The sequence below is a fragment of the Planococcus dechangensis genome, assembly GCF_042654465.1.
Lineage (GTDB): Bacteria > Bacillota > Bacilli > Bacillales_A > Planococcaceae > Planococcus > Planococcus dechangensis.
In genome coordinates this window covers 375,614-390,330 of the sequence record NZ_JBHSGL010000002.1, presented here as the reverse complement: position 1 = coordinate 390,330, position 14,717 = coordinate 375,614, and the positions used below count along the sequence as shown (strand labels likewise).

Below are 14,717 nucleotides of genomic sequence, written 5' to 3'. Positions count from 1 at the left end.
GAGGCCACACCCGTTCCCATCCCGAACACGGAAGTTAAGCTCTTTTGCGCCGATGGTAGTTGGGGGTCTCCCCCTGTGAGAGTAGGACGTCGCTGGGCACTTTATTTTTTTTGTTATACTGAGATTTCTTTTTTTACCTTGCTTCCATAGCTCAGTAGGTAGAGTGCTTCCATGGTAAGGAAGAGGTCACCGGTTCGAATCCGGTTGGAAGCTTTTGATTTTAAAGTTTCTTTCTATCTTTAGTATGGCCCCTTGGTCAAGCGGTTAAGACACCGCCCTTTCACGGCGGTAACACGGGTTCGAATCCCGTAGGGGTCACCATTATACGGAGGATTAGCTCAGCTGGGAGAGCATCTGCCTTACAAGCAGAGGGTCGGCGGTTCGATCCCGTCATCCTCCACCATGTGTTGTTTTTTTCATAATCGAATATCGGTGGGGTAGCGAAGTGGCTAAACGCGGCGGACTGTAAATCCGCTCCTTCGGGTTCGGCAGTTCGAATCTGCCCCCCACCACCAGTTTTTTTCTTTTTTGGGGTATAGCCAAGCGGTAAGGCAACGGGTTTTGATCCCGTCATGCCCTGGTTCGAATCCAGGTACCCCAGCCATTTTTATTACGAGCCATTAGCTCAGTTGGTAGAGCATCTGACTTTTAATCAGAGGGTCGAAGGTTCGAATCCTTCATGGCTCATTTCATTTTATTTTTTGCGCATATTTAGCGCGGGGCCTTAGCTCAGCTGGGAGAGCGCGACGCTGGCAGCGTCGAGGTCAGGGGTTCGAGCCCCCTAGGCTCCATTGTTCCATGTGCAATCCATGTGTAAAAATCCCGTATCCATTCAATTGGATACGGGATTTTTTTATCGCATTAATTTTATGAAATGAGTAACAGTCGGCAAATCATAGATTAATGGACAGATTTAGCAAAGATAGCGCTCTGTGTGTATGCACTGGTATACTGCAAATAAGGAGGGGACGATTATGTATATTGAACAGCGTAAAATTCGGCTTCGCTTATTGAAACGGGAGGATTTTGACGCCTTATGGGCTCTTCATACACCTGGGATTTTCGAGCATATGCTGACAAAAGTGGCGCGTTTTGAAGATATGGAAGCGTGGTTAACATCGGCGATGAATCAATCCAATGTGCTGGTGTTTGCAGTGGAAAACCCGGAAACCGGAGAAATTGTCGGAACGACGCGCATTTATGCGATTGATGAAGCGAATAAAAGCTGCGAAATCGGCGCAACGTTCTATAGCGAGAAAGCGCAGCGAACACATGTCAACACAGCGGTCAAGCATGCCCTTCTCGGGTATTGTTTTGAAGAGCGCGATATGATCCGTGTCCAGTTTAAAACAGATGCAGAGAATATTCGTTCCCAGCAGTCGATTGAACGGATCGGCGCAGTGAAAGAAGGCTATTTGCGCAATGAGCGGATCCGTTCAACGGGCGAGCCGCGCGATGCAATCGTCTACTCCATCATTGACCGGGAATGGCCGGAAGTGAAAAAATCCCTTGAAGAGAAAATGAATAAATATTCGGAATAATGTTAGGTTGAGCCAAGAGAACCTTAGGGAGTACAATGAATGTATCTTACTTAGGGGGTATAAAATCATGAATAAATTAAACGTATCTATTATCGGTGTACCGATGGACCATGGCCAAATGCGCCGTGGCGTCGACATGGGGCCAAGCGCTATCCGCTATGCCGGTGTAGTTGAACGCATTGAAGAGCTCGGCCATTCGGTGACGGATGAAGGCGATATCCAAATCCGAAAAGCGGATGGCAAAGTGGATGTAAACACCAATTTGCGCAATATGGATGTTATTACTGAAGCGACTGAAGCGCTTGGGGAAACGGTTTCAGGCGTCGCTAAAGCAGGCAACTTCCCGTTGGTGCTCGGTGGCGACCATAGCATCGCGATCGGTACACTTGCGGGCATTTCAGAGCATTACGAGAACTTGGGCGTCATCTGGTATGATGCGCATGCAGATATGAATACTAGCGAAACTTCGCCATCAGGCAATATCCACGGCATGCCGCTTGCAGCGAGCTTCGGCCATGGCCACGAGAAGCTGACGAACATCCGCGGCTATACACCGAAAGTGAAGCCTGAGAACATTGTTATCATCGGCGCACGTTCCGTCGACCCAGGCGAGCGCGAGTTGATCAAAGAGCGTGGCATTAAAGTATTCAGCATGCACGAGATCGATAAAATGGGCATGGACCATGTCATGCAGGAGTCGATCCGCTACTTGCGTGAAGAACGCAAAACAGACGGTGTCCATTTGTCGCTTGACCTCGATGGCATCGATCCGATGTACACACCAGGCGTCGGCACACCGGTTCCAGGCGGCATCAGCTACCGGGAAAGCCATTTGGCGATGGAAATGCTATTCGATGCTGGACTCATTACGTCAGCAGAATTTGTCGAAGTAAACCCGATCCTCGATGAAAAGAATCGCACAGCAGATGTGGCGGTCGCATTGATCGGTTCATTGCTTGGCGAAAAATTGGTATAAAGATGTAGGCTGTCCGGAAATTCCGGACAGCTTTTTCTATTGGAAGGAGATGTATAAGGGATTAGGGAGAAGGGTGCAGGACTGCTGAACAATGAAGTGCATGATTTTTACCAGCGGGCTAAAAAACTGATGAATTCGGCAGAATAGCTGGAAATTGACTGGTTTTTTCTGGGTATGGTTTGATACGATAGAAGAAGAGAAAAAATGAAACCTTTACGCAATTGAACCGTATATAAATGACAGCCGCATGGCGGAGGGAAATGAGATCATGGATGCGTTAGTCAATAAACGAATAAAACGAGTCATGAAGGGCGACCAAGACGCATTTGCCGAAATCGTGGAGCTGTACCAGCATCAATTGTTCCAGATTTGTTACCGCATGCTTGGCAATCGGCACGAGGCGGAAGATATCGCACAAGAAGCATTCACGCGTGCCTACGTGAATATTCACACCTTCGACCAAAACCGGAAATTCTCCACCTGGCTTTACCGCATTGCGACCAATTTGTGCATCGACCGGATCCGTAAAAAGAAACCGGATTTCCATCTAGATGCCGAAGTGAGAGGCACGGAAGGCTTGAATATGTATTCGAAGATTGCCAATGAAGAAGAGCTTCCGGAAGAAGAATTGATGCGCATGGAAGTACAAGAGCGGGTGCAATATGAGATAAGCCGCTTGCCGGATAAGTACCGTGCAGCGATTGTGTTAAAATATATCGAGGAATTGCCGCTGGCTGAAATCAGCGAAATCCTGGATTTGCCGCTTGGTACGGTTAAAACGCGGATCCACCGCGGGCGCGAAGCACTTCGCAAGCAGTTGAGCAATTTGTAGGAGGCGAGCATGATGAATGCGTGTCCGGAAAAAGTCATTCGCATGATGGACGATTACCTGGACGGGGAAATCAGTCCATCGGAAGAAAAGGAACTGAAAGATTACTTGCAGAGCTGCAGCGACTGCAGAAAAATATATCAAGAACTCACGAAGACGATCGCCTTTGTGCAAAGCGCTTCGCATGTCCAGGCGCCGGCAGGATTTGTCGAGAAGACGATGGCAAGCTTACCGAAAGAGCCGCAGCGCGCTGGCATCAAGCGCTTTATGCGACATCACCCGGTAATGATTGCGGCGGCGTTGTTCGTCATATTGATGAGTGCAGCGATGATGTCGAGCTTCAGCGACGATCAGCAGTTTGCTTTTACCAAGCAGGAGCACCTGGTTGTAGAAGGCGAAACGGTTGTAGTCCCTGCAGGTCAAACAGTTGTCGGTGATATCACAATCCGCAATGGGGATTTGCGTGTGGATGGTGAGCTCAAAGGCAATGCGACGATCGTCAACGGGCAGTATATGGCTTCAAGCGGAGTCATCAATGGGGAAGTCGAGGAAATCGATCAAGTATTCGAGTGGTTGTGGTACACCATCAAAGGAACATTCCGTGATGCGGTCAGCTTTTTTGGCGGCAGTGACCAATCAAACGATATGTAAAGCCTATCCTTAAGTGGATAGGCTTTTTCCATGCGGGCAGATGCCTCCGGATATGGTATACTAAAAACCATATGTACATGGAGAAAAGCGAGGGTTGCAGATGCCTTTTTTGGAAAACTTCAACGACCTGACGCCGCTGGAGATGGCTGGGAATCTCATCGACATCTTATTGGTCTGGTTCGTTATTTACAAATTAATTACTGTCATCAAGGGAACGAAGGCTGTCCAATTATTGAAAGGAATCTTCTTTATCATCATTGCGCGTCTTGTGACCCAGGCGCTGAACCTGGAAACACTCGGTTGGATCATGCAGCAAGTGCTCGAATGGGGCTTTCTTGCCATCATCATCATTTTCCAGCCTGAACTGAGACGTGCACTCGAACAGCTAGGGCGCGGAAAATTGTTCTCGAGCAGTACGCTTAATGAAGAATCCGAGCGCAACCGTTTGATCGAAGCAATGAGCAAATCGGTCAGTTATATGGCGAAGCGCCGCATCGGGGCACTCATTTCGATCGAGCGGGAAACCGGGCTTAGCGAATACATAGAGACGGGGATTCCGATGAATTCGGATCTCACCTCGGAATTGATGATCAATCTGTTCATTCCGAATACACCGCTGCACGACGGCGCGGTGATCGTCCAGAAAAACCGCATTGCCGCGGCTGCTTGCTATTTGCCGCTGTCCGAAAGCCCGTTCATCTCGAAAGAGCTTGGCACGCGTCATAGGGCAGCACTCGGTATCAGTGAAGTGACCGATGCCATCACGATTGTTGTATCGGAAGAAACCGGCGCCATCAGCTTGACGGCGAACGGCGACTTGCACCGCAATTTGTCGCTCGAAGACTTTGAAGTGAAGCTGCGCCGCATTTGGTTCGGTGCAGAACAGCAGCAGACGGCAACTTCCTGGTGGAATTGGAGGGGGAAAAAGAATGGATAAGATGATGGACAATCCGTGGTTTCTACGGATTATGGCATTGTTCCTGGCCTTTCTGCTCTTCTTTTCTGTCCAGGCGGAAAACAATAGTACAACTACGACTGAAACAGGAAGAGTCTCAGAAATGATCGAGGACGTGGAGCTGCAAGTCTATTACGACGACAGCTTAATGGTCAGTGGTGTGCCGGAAACGGTCGACCTGTATTTAAGCGGTCCGGCGAGCATCATCCAAACGACGCGTCAGCTGGACGATTATACTCTATTCATTGATTTGCGCAGCCTGCCTTTAGGCGAACATCAAGTGCCAATCCAGACGGAGAACTTATCGGAGCAACTGAGCGCCCGTGTCGATCCGGCGTTTGTGAATATCGTGCTCGAGGAGCGGGTCTCGCAAGAGTTCGAGATCGATGCAGAAATGAACGAACGCTTGCTAGCTGAAGGCTTTGTCTTGGACGGTTTGGAAGTAGAGCCGGATACAGTCACTGTCACAGGCCCTCAAAGCGTCATTGGCGCCATCAGCTTTGTTAAAGCGACTGTTACAGGAGAGCCGGGCATTAACGAGTCATTCACCGCAGAGGCCCGTGTAAGGGTTCTCGCAGAAGATTTGACGAAGCTCGATAATGTGACGATCGAACCGGAGTCTGTTGAAGTGGATGTGACTGTCGAAGAATATAGCCGCGAACTGCCGGTGCGTATCGAAGCGAACGGCGAACCGCTTTCCGGCATCACCATCAATTCGTGGACGCCTTCTAGTGAGCAGGTCCGTGTATTCGGGCCGCGCAGCGTGCTCGATGCAATGGAGGAATATGTCGTTGAAGTCGAGGCGAACAGCATCACAGCAGAAGACACGACTGTAACGGTAGAGTTGCCGATTCCGTCCGGGGCTTCTGGTGTATCACCGGGAGAAATGCAGCTGGAAGCTGATATTTCAGTAGATGAATCGGCTATTGTGCCTGATGAACTGGAAAATCCGGAAATCGTGGACAATGATAGTGAATGAATAAATTAGCTAAAAATGGTAGGTTAGGTTAATATAAACAAATCAGAATACAGTGATTGAAGGAGCGAAAAGAATGGGAAAATATTTTGGGACCGATGGAGTACGAGGGGTAGCGAATACCGAGCTGACGCCGGAATTGGCGTTTAGACTTGGGCGCTTTGGCGGCTACGTCTTGACGAAAAGCTCGAAAGAAAAACCGAAAGTGCTGGTAGGGCGTGATACACGCATTTCTGGAGAAATGCTTGAGCACGCACTTGCAGCAGGGCTTTTATCAGTCGGTGCAGAAGTGATGCGCCTTGGCGTCATCAGCACACCAGGAGTATCATATTTAACGCGCGTCATGAGTGCAGAAGCAGGCGTCATGATTTCTGCTTCTCATAACCCGATGGCAGATAACGGCATTAAGTTTTTCGGATCGGACGGCTTTAAATTGTCGGATGATCAGGAAGCGGAAATCGAAGCATTGCTTGATGCAGAAACGGATGACCTTCCGCGCCCAACAGGCGGCGATCTTGGCAGCATTACGGATTATTTCGAAGGCGGCCAAAAATACTTGCAATACTTGAAGCAGACAGTGGATGAAGAATTCGATGGCATCCATGTCGCGCTGGACTGTGCCCACGGTGCCACCTCCACGCTTGCAACTCATGTATTTGCCGACCTTGATGCCGATATCAGCTCGATGGGTGCTTCGCCGAACGGCTTGAACATCAATGACGGCGTCGGTTCAACGCATCCCGAAGCGCTGGCGAAACTGGTCACGGAAAAAGGCGCCGATATCGGCTTGGCCTTCGACGGCGACGGCGACCGCTTGATCGCAGTGGATGAAAAAGGGAACATCGTCGATGGCGATCAGATCATGTACATTTGTGCGAAGCATCTGAAGTCGGAAGGGCGTTTGAAAAAAGACACGGTCGTCTCGACGATCATGAGCAATATGGGCTTTTACAAAGCGCTTGAAGCGAATGGCATGCAGAGCGTGAAAACCGCTGTCGGCGACCGCTACGTAGTAGAGGAAATGAAGAAAAACGAATATAATTTGGGCGGCGAGCAGTCTGGCCATATTATTTTCCTGGATTACAATACGACAGGCGACGGCTTATTGTCAGGACTTCAATTAGTGAACATCATGAAGATCACCGGCAAGAAGTTGTCTGAGCTGGCGAATGAAATGACGGTCTTCCCGCAGAAACTGGTGAATATCCGCGTGACAGATAAACATGCAGTGACGGACAACGCGGTTGTCGCAGCGAAGATTGCGGAAGTGGAACAGGAGATGAACGGCAACGGCCGTGTCCTCGTGCGTCCTTCTGGAACAGAGCCATTGGTGCGTGTCATGGTGGAAGCTGTTTCAGTTGAAGCTTGTGAAGACTATGTAGAGCGCATTGCAGCAGTCGTGCGCGAAGAGATGGGCATGAAATAAATAAGATGGAGGCCGGAGCGGATGCTCTGGCCTTTTTTTGTGGACAATCGTATGCAAAGTTGAGAATAGATAAGCTGTGTGTGAAGGTTGCGCTTCAAGAGGACGCTTTCTGAGGGGGCCGGCTTCAGCCGCTTCCCTCGCTAACGCTCAGTCCAGGGTCTTCAGCTCGTCCTGATCCCTCCAGAGTCGCCTTTTTCCGCTCCACCTCTAGTTTAGAGAGGAAATGAAGTTCTTCCAACATTGATGCAACTGTGAAAAGCTTTAATGAGCTTGAGTTTTTTAAATTGTATTGCTGACAAAGCCCTCATAAATATCAAGTCCGGCTAAGCGTCTCAACTTGCGGATGCACCCGGTTAATAGCGATATAGCTTCGCCACGTAATGTCCAATGAAATCTCAAAGCCGAACCGCGCACACGGGCTAGCCGAAGCAATGAGACAAATGCTCTTCTTGGCTCATTGCGGGAGGCATGCCCAAAGCGGGAGGCAGCTGTTTGACGATGAGAGGGTCGATGAAAGCTTCTGCTCATTCGCTTGTCCGACTCACTCCACAATCTTTTCATTAGCGGAAACCTTTCCGGTTATTTCTCGTCATTTCAAGGGGCTGCGCCGTCAAAAGTTTATCAAGGAGTTCAAAAAGATAGGTTGCGGAACTTTTGGTGAAAACATCTTGTAAACAGGTACTGCAAAGTAGGCATGCTTGCCCTTATCGCTTTCGTTGACTGGAGAAATTTGAATGGAATTGAAAGAAGTTAGAAAACATGAGGAGCAATGAACCATCTGCTGGAAGATGACTGTGTGGATTGTCCTAAGTATAGCTATGCGTTGATTGACGGAATTGTTCGCAGCGGTTATGATTAGAGGGTCGGTTTAAACCGGTGCAAAAGGGGGATAGAGGTAAGTGCGAAGGAAACCAATTATAGCGCCTGTACTGAAGAACTCGGACGGACCAGTCAGTCTTCAGTAGACGAGGAGGAGGAGTATCGAGATTTCGGCGGATACCTCCCGGCCGCGAAGCCCGGTCGTTATGTCCAAGCTTAAAACAGTCGAGTGATCGATTGGACAACAAGCTTGGACGGGCTCATGAAAGTGTTTGCGAACGCAGCGGACACTTATTTTGACATTTATGAAATTGGAGGAATTTAAATTATGTGTGGAATTGTCGGGTATATCGGGGAGCAGGATTCAAAAGAGATTTTATTAAAAGGCTTGGAGCGTTTGGAATACCGTGGATATGATTCAGCGGGTATTGCAGTGCGCAACGGCGATGGCATCAAAGTATTCAAAGAAAAAGGCCGCATTGCCGATCTTCGCGGAGTAGTAGAAGAAAGCACGACAGGAAATACGGGAATCGGGCATACACGCTGGGCGACACACGGCAAGCCGAGCAAAGTCAATGCGCACCCGCATCAAAACACATCGGACCGTTTTACAATTGTCCACAACGGCGTCATCGAAAACTATCACCACATCCAGCGCGATTATTTGGGCGATGTGGAAATGGAGTCGGATACAGATACAGAAATCATCGTTCAATTAATCGGTAAATTTGTTGAAAATGGCCAGACGACGCAAGAAGCATTCAGCGAAGCGTTGAAATTGATGAAAGGCTCTTACGCAATCGCTTTGCTCGATGCCGATGAAGAACAGACGATTTATGTTGCGAAAAACAAGAGCCCGCTTTTGGTTGGTCTTGGCGACAGCTTTAACGTCGTGGCATCGGACGCGATGGCAATGTTGCAAGTAACGGACCAATTTGTTGAATTGATGGATAAAGAAGTCGTTATCGTCAAAAAAGATAGCGTCCAGATCTTGACGCTTGAAGGCGAAGAAGTGACGCGTGAGCCGTTCAAAGCAGAAATCGACATGAGCGATATCGATAAAGGGACTTATCCGCATTACATGCTCAAAGAAATCGACGAGCAGCCAGCAGTGATGCGTAAAATCATCCAAGCCTATCAGGACGAGAACGATCAATTGACGATCGATTCTTCAATTTTGGATGCACTTGAGTCTGCGGACCGTCTATACATCATCGCAGCGGGTACGAGCTACCATGCAGGATTGATCGGCAAGGAATACTTGGAGAAAATGGCGGGCATTCCGGTAGAAGTACATGTTGCCAGCGAATTCGGCTACAACATGCCGCTTCTTTCTGAAAAGCCGTTGTTCATCTTTATTTCCCAGTCCGGCGAAACAGCGGACAGCCGCCAAGTTTTGGTGCGCATCAAAGAATTGGGCCACTCATCACTAACGGTCACAAACGTAGCCGGCTCGACACTTTCACGTGAAGCCGACCATACGCTCTTGCTGTATGCAGGACCTGAAATTGCGGTCGCATCAACAAAAGCATACACGGCACAATTGGCTGTCTTGGCTATTTTGGCATCCGTCACAGCGGAACGCCGCGGCCGTGAGATCGGCTTCGACTTGATCCAGGAAATGGGCATTGTCGCAAACGCTATCCAAGCGCAAGTCGATATGAAAGAAGAACTGGAAAAATTGGCGGCAGACTTCCTGTCGACTACACGCAATTGCTTCTTCATCGGCCGCTTGATGGATTATTTCGTCGGTCTTGAAGGCGCATTGAAACTGAAAGAGATTTCTTACATCCAAGCAGAAGGCTTTGCCGGGGGAGAACTCAAGCACGGTACAATCGCTTTGATCGAAGAAGGCACACCGGTTATCGCGCTTGCGACGCAAGAGTCGGTCAACTTGAACATCCGCGGAAACGTCAAGGAAGTGGCGGCACGCGGTGCGCACACATGCATCATTTCGATGGAAGGCTTGAACGAAGAAGGCGACAGCCACGTCTTGCCGAAAGTCCACGAATTGTTGACGCCGATCGTTTCGGTCATCCCGCTTCAGTTGATCAGCTATTATGCTGCACTGCACCGCGATTGTGACGTCGATAAGCCGCGTAACTTGGCAAAATCCGTAACAGTTGAATAATCGATAAGCCAAACCCCGCATTCGTGCGGGGTTTTTTTATATTTTCCGGGGAATGTCCGGGCATCCGCCAAAAGCCGCATCGTTTATGTCGGATGGGGAAAGAAGCGGCCGTTTATAATGAAAGCAGGAAGGAGGCAGGGAGTATGTTAAAGCAGATGAACGAGGCGCTTGCCTATATTGAAGCGCATTTGGATGGGGAGATCGATGAAGGGGAACTGGAGCGGATTGCCGGCACATCCATTTATCATTTTCGCCGGATGTTTTCTTTCCTGTCAGGATTCACATTAGGCGAGTATATCCGAAAGCGCCGGCTGTCCAATGCGGTATCGGATTTACACGGTGGCATGGGCGTAATGGAGGCAGCGTTAACATATGGCTATGATTCCGCTGATGGATTTTCGCGCGCCTTCAAGGAATGGTCAGGGATCAGTCCTTCAGCAGTCCAAAAAAGCGGCATGCTGAAGTCGTTTCCGAAATTGTCTTTCCAATTAACTGTACAAGGAGGAGTAGAAATGGAATACCGAATCGAAGAAAAACAAGCTTTTAATATAGTCGGCAAGAAAAAACGGGTGGCGATTCAATTTGAAGGAGAAAATAAGGAAATCGCGGCGCTTGCGAACAGCATCACCGCTGAACAACGAGAAGAAATGCGCAGCTATGCAAATATGGAACCGCAGCAAATAGTTAATGCATCGTTCAATTTTGATGAAGGCCGAATGGATGAAAAAGGCGCTTTGGATCATATGCTAGGTTTTTTGACGACAAAAAATGAAGAGCCAGGAAACGGCCTCGATAAAATACAGGTGCCCGCACTCACTTGGGCGGTTTTTACAGCACAAGGGGAATTCCCTCGGGTCATGCAGGAGACTTGGGGGAAAATCGTCTCCGAATGGTTGCCATCGTCCGGCTATGAACTGGCCGAAGCACCGGAAATTTCATTTACCGGCGATTTGTCGGACCCTGCTCATGTGAAAAGCGAGATTTGGATGGCAGTGAAAAAGCCAAACCAAGGATGATGAGGAAATAAGCAATATTGAAGAATACATGAAGAAAGAATATTCAATCTTTTGTTTGTAAAAAATTATATTTTCTCCTATGATGAAAGAACATCGAGATCTGCATACATGCGGCATGGAAGATTCATCATAAGGGAGGCGGAGTTATGACGAAAATCGGCATCATTACAGGGAGCACACGGCCAGGGCGCAACAGTCCGCAAGTAGCAGAATGGGTTAAAGGGATCGCAGACAAACGAGGGGATGCCCATTATGAAATCGTAGACTTGGCGGAATTCAATTTGCCGATGTATGCAGAGCCGGTTTCAGCGGCGTACAGCCAGGATTACCAGACGCCTGAAGCGATTCCATGGGCGAAGAAAATCGCGGAGTTGGATGGCTATGTATTCATTTGCCCGGAATACAACCGCGGCGTCACATCGGCACTGAAGAATGCCATCGATTATTTGTATCTCGAGTGGAACAATAAAGCGGCGGGAATTGTCAGCTACGGTTCTGCGGGCGGCGTTCGTGCAGCGGAATCGCTGCGCATTACTCTGGCGGAACTTCAAGTCGCTTCAGTCCGCGCCCACCCGGCGATGTCCTTGTTTACGGATTTCGTAAAAATGAGCGAATTCAATCCTGCTGGCGTCCACGAAAAATCGGTCAATGCCATGCTCGAACAAGTCAATGCGTGGACGAATGCATTGGAGCCTTTACGAAAGAAAAAAAATGAATAAAACTGCAATTCCGAATCCTGAGTGGTGGACGCAAGTAACAGCGTCCGCATTCAGGATTTTATATTGAGGAAAAGTAACCCGTCGTTTTTGGGCTATTCTTTCAACCCGAATGAAAGAAAGTGTATGATTGGAAGGGGAAGTACATCGTTTAGCGGGAAAAGAGGAAGTTGAGTGGGAACGATAACAGAAAAAAGAACGAGCAGACGGGTTAATAAAATGCTTCGCGCGATTGCGGTCGTCATCGGCGGATTCATTACTGCGTATGGATTAGAGGCTGTGTTGATTCCGAATAATGTATCGGATGGCGGCGTGACAGGGCTGAGCATTGTCGGATCCCAATTGACAGGCGTACAGCTCGGAATTTTGATCGGCTTGTTGAATATTCCGTTCGTCTATTTGGGCTACAAACAAATCGGAAGAAGTTTCGCGATTTATTCGGTCATCGGCATTGCGGCACTGGCGTATGGCACAACGATCATGCACCATATTCCGCCGATTGTTGAAGGGGATTCGCTGCTCGTAACGGTAGTTGGAGGCATCATCATCGGTTTCGGCATGGGGCTTGCGTTGCGTAACGGCGGTGCATTGGATGGCATCGATATGCTGGCGGTATTGCTGTCGAGGAAATTGCCGTTCGGCACGAGCGACTTGATTTTATTCCTGAACTTATTCGTCTTTATCATCGTGTCGACTGTTTTCGGATTGCAGGGCGCGTTCTTGTCGGGGATCGCTTATTTTATTGCCTCCAAAGTGATCCATATGGTGGAGGAAGGCTTGAGCGGTTCGAAGACGTATAAAATTATCACGAGTGAACCTGAGAATATGGTCGAGACGATCCGCGACCGTTTGGGGCGCAGTGCTACATACAATTTGGTCAAAGGGGCGTATACCAATGAAGAGTATAAGGAAATCACGTGCATCATCAACCGCCTCGAAGACAGCAAGATGAAAGAAATCATTTACGAAATCGACCCGCAGGCATTTGTGGCGGTGTATGACGTCGCTGAAGTAAAAGGCGGCAATTTTAAAAAGCGCGATATCCATTAATGACACCGGGGGGATACGATATGATTATCGGATTGCATCATGTACAAATTACCATTCCAAAAGGAGCGGAAGCCGAAGGGAAGGCGTTCTATTGTGAAGTGCTCGGCTTGTCGGAGATTGATAAACCGGACGCTTTGAAAGGAAGAGGAGGCTTTTGGCTGTCAGTCGGCAATCAGGAAGTGCATGTCGGGACTGAAGACGGCTTCGACCGTTTTGCGACAAAAGCGCATTTGGCGTATCAAGTGGAAGACGTCGGTTACTGGCGCGAACGGCTGGAATCTCAGGGCGTCGAACTTCTGGAAGCGGTGCCGATTCCAGGATTTGTGCGTTTCGAATTCCGGGATCCGTTCGGCAATCGTGTGGAAATGATTTCAGTATCCACAGGTGTTGGAGACAAAAATCAAGTTTAGCAATTGTAATCTATGGAGGCCGGCCGATCTTGGCTGGCTTTTTTAATCGGAAAATATAATAGAAACGAAAAGCTTGACGGCAAAAATGAGCCATGGTATTATTATCTCGAATTAAAAATAAATTAATTCAAAGTAAATGAGGGATAAAACTTCATAGCAAAAGTAGATGTTTTTTATTTTTTTAATTATATATCTCGAATTCAAGATAATAACATTCAAAAGGAGCAGATAAAAATGAATGAATTAAAAGGCCTTCACCATGTCACTGCGATTACGAGCAGCGCAGAAAAGAATTATGAGTTTTTCACCTATGTGCTTGGCATGAGGCTCGTGAAGAAAACCGTCAACCAGGACGATATCCAAACTTACCACCTGTTTTTCGCAGATGACAAAGGGTCAGCAGGAACCGATATGACTTTCTTCGATTTCCCCGGAAGTGCAAAAGGCACGCACGGCACAAACGAAATCTACAAGACAGCGTTCCGCGTGCCGACAGACCAAGCGCTCGATTACTGGGTGAAACGTTTTGACAAATATGAAGTCAGCCATAAAGGGATTAAGGAAGTATTCGGCAAGAAGACCTTGTCGTTCAGTGATTTCGATGACCAGCAGTACATGCTCATTTCAGATGAACGAAATGAAGGAGTTGCATCTGGCACGCCATGGCAAAACGGTCCTGTACCACTCGAATATGCGATTACAGGACTCGGACCGGTCCATATCCGTGTCGCGCAGTTCGATAATTTAAAGCAAATACTTGAGACGGCATTGCTCATGCGCGAAATCGACAAGCAAGGTTCATTCCATTTGTTTGAAATGGGCGAAGGCGGGAACGGCGCACAAGTGATCGTCGAGCATAACGTATTGCTGCCGCCGGGTCGCCAAGGCTATGGAACCGTCCATCACGCGGCATTCCGTGTGTACGATACGAACGCTTTGCATGAATGGATCGACCGGATGAACGGTTTTGGCTTTAATACATCAGGCTATGTCGACCGCTTCTTCTTTGAATCACTTTACGCACGCGTCGCAGCAGGTGTGTTGTTTGAATGGGCAACAGATGGCCCTGGATTCCTAGGCGATGAACCGTACGAGACGGTCGGTGAAAAACTTTCCTTGCCGCCGTTTTTGGAAGTGAAGCGCGAGCAGATCGAATCAAAAGTGCGCCCGATTGACACTGTCCGCAGCACCAAGACATTCGACAAAGAGTATTTATAAGGA

General features: G+C 48.5%; 13 protein-coding genes, 7 tRNA genes and 1 rRNA gene. All 21 read left to right on the top strand.

Features of this window, described 5'->3' with window-relative positions; genetic code table 11:
• Positions 1-98 (top strand): 5S ribosomal RNA (rrf, locus tag ACFO5U_RS02570); the annotation flags it as partial.
• Between the two features lie 42 nt (positions 99-140).
• A tRNA-Thr gene (locus ACFO5U_RS02565) sits at positions 141-213 on the top strand.
• A 33-nt stretch (positions 214-246) separates the two neighbouring features.
• A tRNA-Glu gene (locus ACFO5U_RS02560) sits at positions 247-321 on the top strand.
• A 6-nt stretch (positions 322-327) separates the two neighbouring features.
• Positions 328-403: transfer RNA gene (locus ACFO5U_RS02555), tRNA-Val, on the top strand.
• A 28-nt stretch (positions 404-431) separates the two neighbouring features.
• A tRNA-Tyr gene (locus ACFO5U_RS02550) sits at positions 432-515 on the top strand.
• Positions 516-529: 14 nt separating this feature from the next.
• Positions 530-604, top strand: a tRNA-Gln gene (locus ACFO5U_RS02545).
• A gap of 10 nt (positions 605-614) precedes the next feature.
• A tRNA-Lys gene (locus ACFO5U_RS02540) sits at positions 615-687 on the top strand.
• Between the two features lie 31 nt (positions 688-718).
• Positions 719-791, top strand: a tRNA-Ala gene (locus ACFO5U_RS02535).
• A 183-nt stretch (positions 792-974) separates the two neighbouring features.
• Positions 975-1,541 (top strand): GNAT family N-acetyltransferase, encoded by a 567-nt coding sequence (locus tag ACFO5U_RS02530; RefSeq protein ID WP_377276415.1) that lies wholly within the window; start codon positions 975-977, stop codon positions 1,539-1,541.
• Between the two features lie 67 nt (positions 1,542-1,608).
• The gene (rocF, locus tag ACFO5U_RS02525) at positions 1,609-2,517 is read left to right on the top strand and encodes an arginase (protein WP_377276414.1); all 909 of its coding nucleotides are present in this window, start codon (positions 1,609-1,611) and stop codon (positions 2,515-2,517) included.
• A gap of 268 nt (positions 2,518-2,785) precedes the next feature.
• Positions 2,786-3,349: an RNA polymerase sigma factor SigW gene (gene sigW, locus ACFO5U_RS02520; RefSeq protein ID WP_377276412.1), complete on the top strand. Its 564-nt coding sequence runs from the start codon at positions 2,786-2,788 to the stop codon at positions 3,347-3,349.
• Between the two features lie 12 nt (positions 3,350-3,361).
• Positions 3,362-3,997 carry a zf-HC2 domain-containing protein gene (locus ACFO5U_RS02515; RefSeq protein ID WP_377276438.1) on the top strand — a complete coding sequence of 212 codons (636 nt, stop codon included), beginning with the start codon at positions 3,362-3,364 and terminating at the stop codon, positions 3,995-3,997.
• 100 nt (positions 3,998-4,097) lie between these two features.
• Positions 4,098-4,934, top strand: coding sequence for a diadenylate cyclase CdaA (gene cdaA, locus ACFO5U_RS02510; protein ID WP_377276410.1), 837 nt, complete (start codon positions 4,098-4,100; stop codon positions 4,932-4,934).
• Entirely contained in the window at positions 4,927-5,931 is a 1,005-nt protein-coding gene (locus ACFO5U_RS02505) for a CdaR family protein (protein WP_377276408.1), read from the top strand. Before cdaA ends, ACFO5U_RS02505 begins: the two co-directional genes overlap by 8 nt.
• A 73-nt stretch (positions 5,932-6,004) precedes the next feature.
• Entirely contained in the window at positions 6,005-7,354 is a 1,350-nt protein-coding gene (gene glmM / locus ACFO5U_RS02500) for a phosphoglucosamine mutase (RefSeq protein WP_377276406.1), read from the top strand.
• A gap of 1,147 nt (positions 7,355-8,501) precedes the next feature.
• Complete coding sequence (glmS, locus tag ACFO5U_RS02495) at positions 8,502-10,304, top strand: glutamine--fructose-6-phosphate transaminase (isomerizing) (protein ID WP_377276404.1); 1,803 nt, start codon at positions 8,502-8,504, stop codon at positions 10,302-10,304.
• Between the two features lie 143 nt (positions 10,305-10,447).
• Positions 10,448-11,320 (top strand): AraC family transcriptional regulator, encoded by an 873-nt coding sequence (locus tag ACFO5U_RS02490; protein ID WP_377276402.1) that lies wholly within the window; start codon positions 10,448-10,450, stop codon positions 11,318-11,320.
• 146 nt (positions 11,321-11,466) lie between these two features.
• A complete protein-coding gene (locus ACFO5U_RS02485; protein WP_377276400.1) occupies positions 11,467-12,039 on the top strand; it encodes an NADPH-dependent FMN reductase in 573 nt (190 codons plus the stop codon).
• 216 nt (positions 12,040-12,255) lie between these two features.
• Entirely contained in the window at positions 12,256-13,086 is an 831-nt protein-coding gene (locus ACFO5U_RS02480) for a YitT family protein (protein ID WP_377276436.1), read from the top strand.
• A 20-nt stretch (positions 13,087-13,106) separates the two neighbouring features.
• A complete protein-coding gene (locus tag ACFO5U_RS02475; protein ID WP_377276398.1) occupies positions 13,107-13,496 on the top strand; it encodes a VOC family protein in 390 nt (129 codons plus the stop codon).
• Positions 13,497-13,730: 234 nt separating this feature from the next.
• Entirely contained in the window at positions 13,731-14,714 is a 984-nt protein-coding gene (locus ACFO5U_RS02470; RefSeq protein ID WP_377276396.1) for a ring-cleaving dioxygenase, read from the top strand.
• The last annotated feature ends 3 nt before the right edge of the window (positions 14,715-14,717 follow it).

Bases quoted from the DNA above. Each gene is read 5' to 3' on its own strand.
- sigW (WP_377276412.1), top strand. From the start codon at position 2,786: ATGGATGCGTTAGTCAATAAACGAATAAAACGAGTCATGAAGGGCGAC.
- glmM (WP_377276406.1), top strand. From the start codon at position 6,005: ATGGGAAAATATTTTGGGACCGATGGAGTACGAGGGGTAGCGAATACC.
- ACFO5U_RS02505 (WP_377276408.1), top strand. From the start codon at position 4,927: ATGGATAAGATGATGGACAATCCGTGGTTTCTACGGATTATGGCATTG.
- ACFO5U_RS02530 (WP_377276415.1), top strand. From the start codon at position 975: ATGTATATTGAACAGCGTAAAATTCGGCTTCGCTTATTGAAACGGGAG.
- ACFO5U_RS02475 (WP_377276398.1), top strand. From the start codon at position 13,107: ATGATTATCGGATTGCATCATGTACAAATTACCATTCCAAAAGGAGCG.
- rocF (WP_377276414.1), top strand. From the start codon at position 1,609: ATGAATAAATTAAACGTATCTATTATCGGTGTACCGATGGACCATGGC.
- ACFO5U_RS02515 (WP_377276438.1), top strand. From the start codon at position 3,362: ATGAATGCGTGTCCGGAAAAAGTCATTCGCATGATGGACGATTACCTG.
- ACFO5U_RS02480 (WP_377276436.1), top strand. From the start codon at position 12,256: ATGCTTCGCGCGATTGCGGTCGTCATCGGCGGATTCATTACTGCGTAT.
- glmS (WP_377276404.1), top strand. From the start codon at position 8,502: ATGTGTGGAATTGTCGGGTATATCGGGGAGCAGGATTCAAAAGAGATT.
- ACFO5U_RS02490 (WP_377276402.1), top strand. From the start codon at position 10,448: ATGTTAAAGCAGATGAACGAGGCGCTTGCCTATATTGAAGCGCATTTG.
- ACFO5U_RS02470 (WP_377276396.1), top strand. From the start codon at position 13,731: ATGAATGAATTAAAAGGCCTTCACCATGTCACTGCGATTACGAGCAGC.
- ACFO5U_RS02485 (WP_377276400.1), top strand. From the start codon at position 11,467: ATGACGAAAATCGGCATCATTACAGGGAGCACACGGCCAGGGCGCAAC.
- cdaA (WP_377276410.1), top strand. From the start codon at position 4,098: ATGCCTTTTTTGGAAAACTTCAACGACCTGACGCCGCTGGAGATGGCT.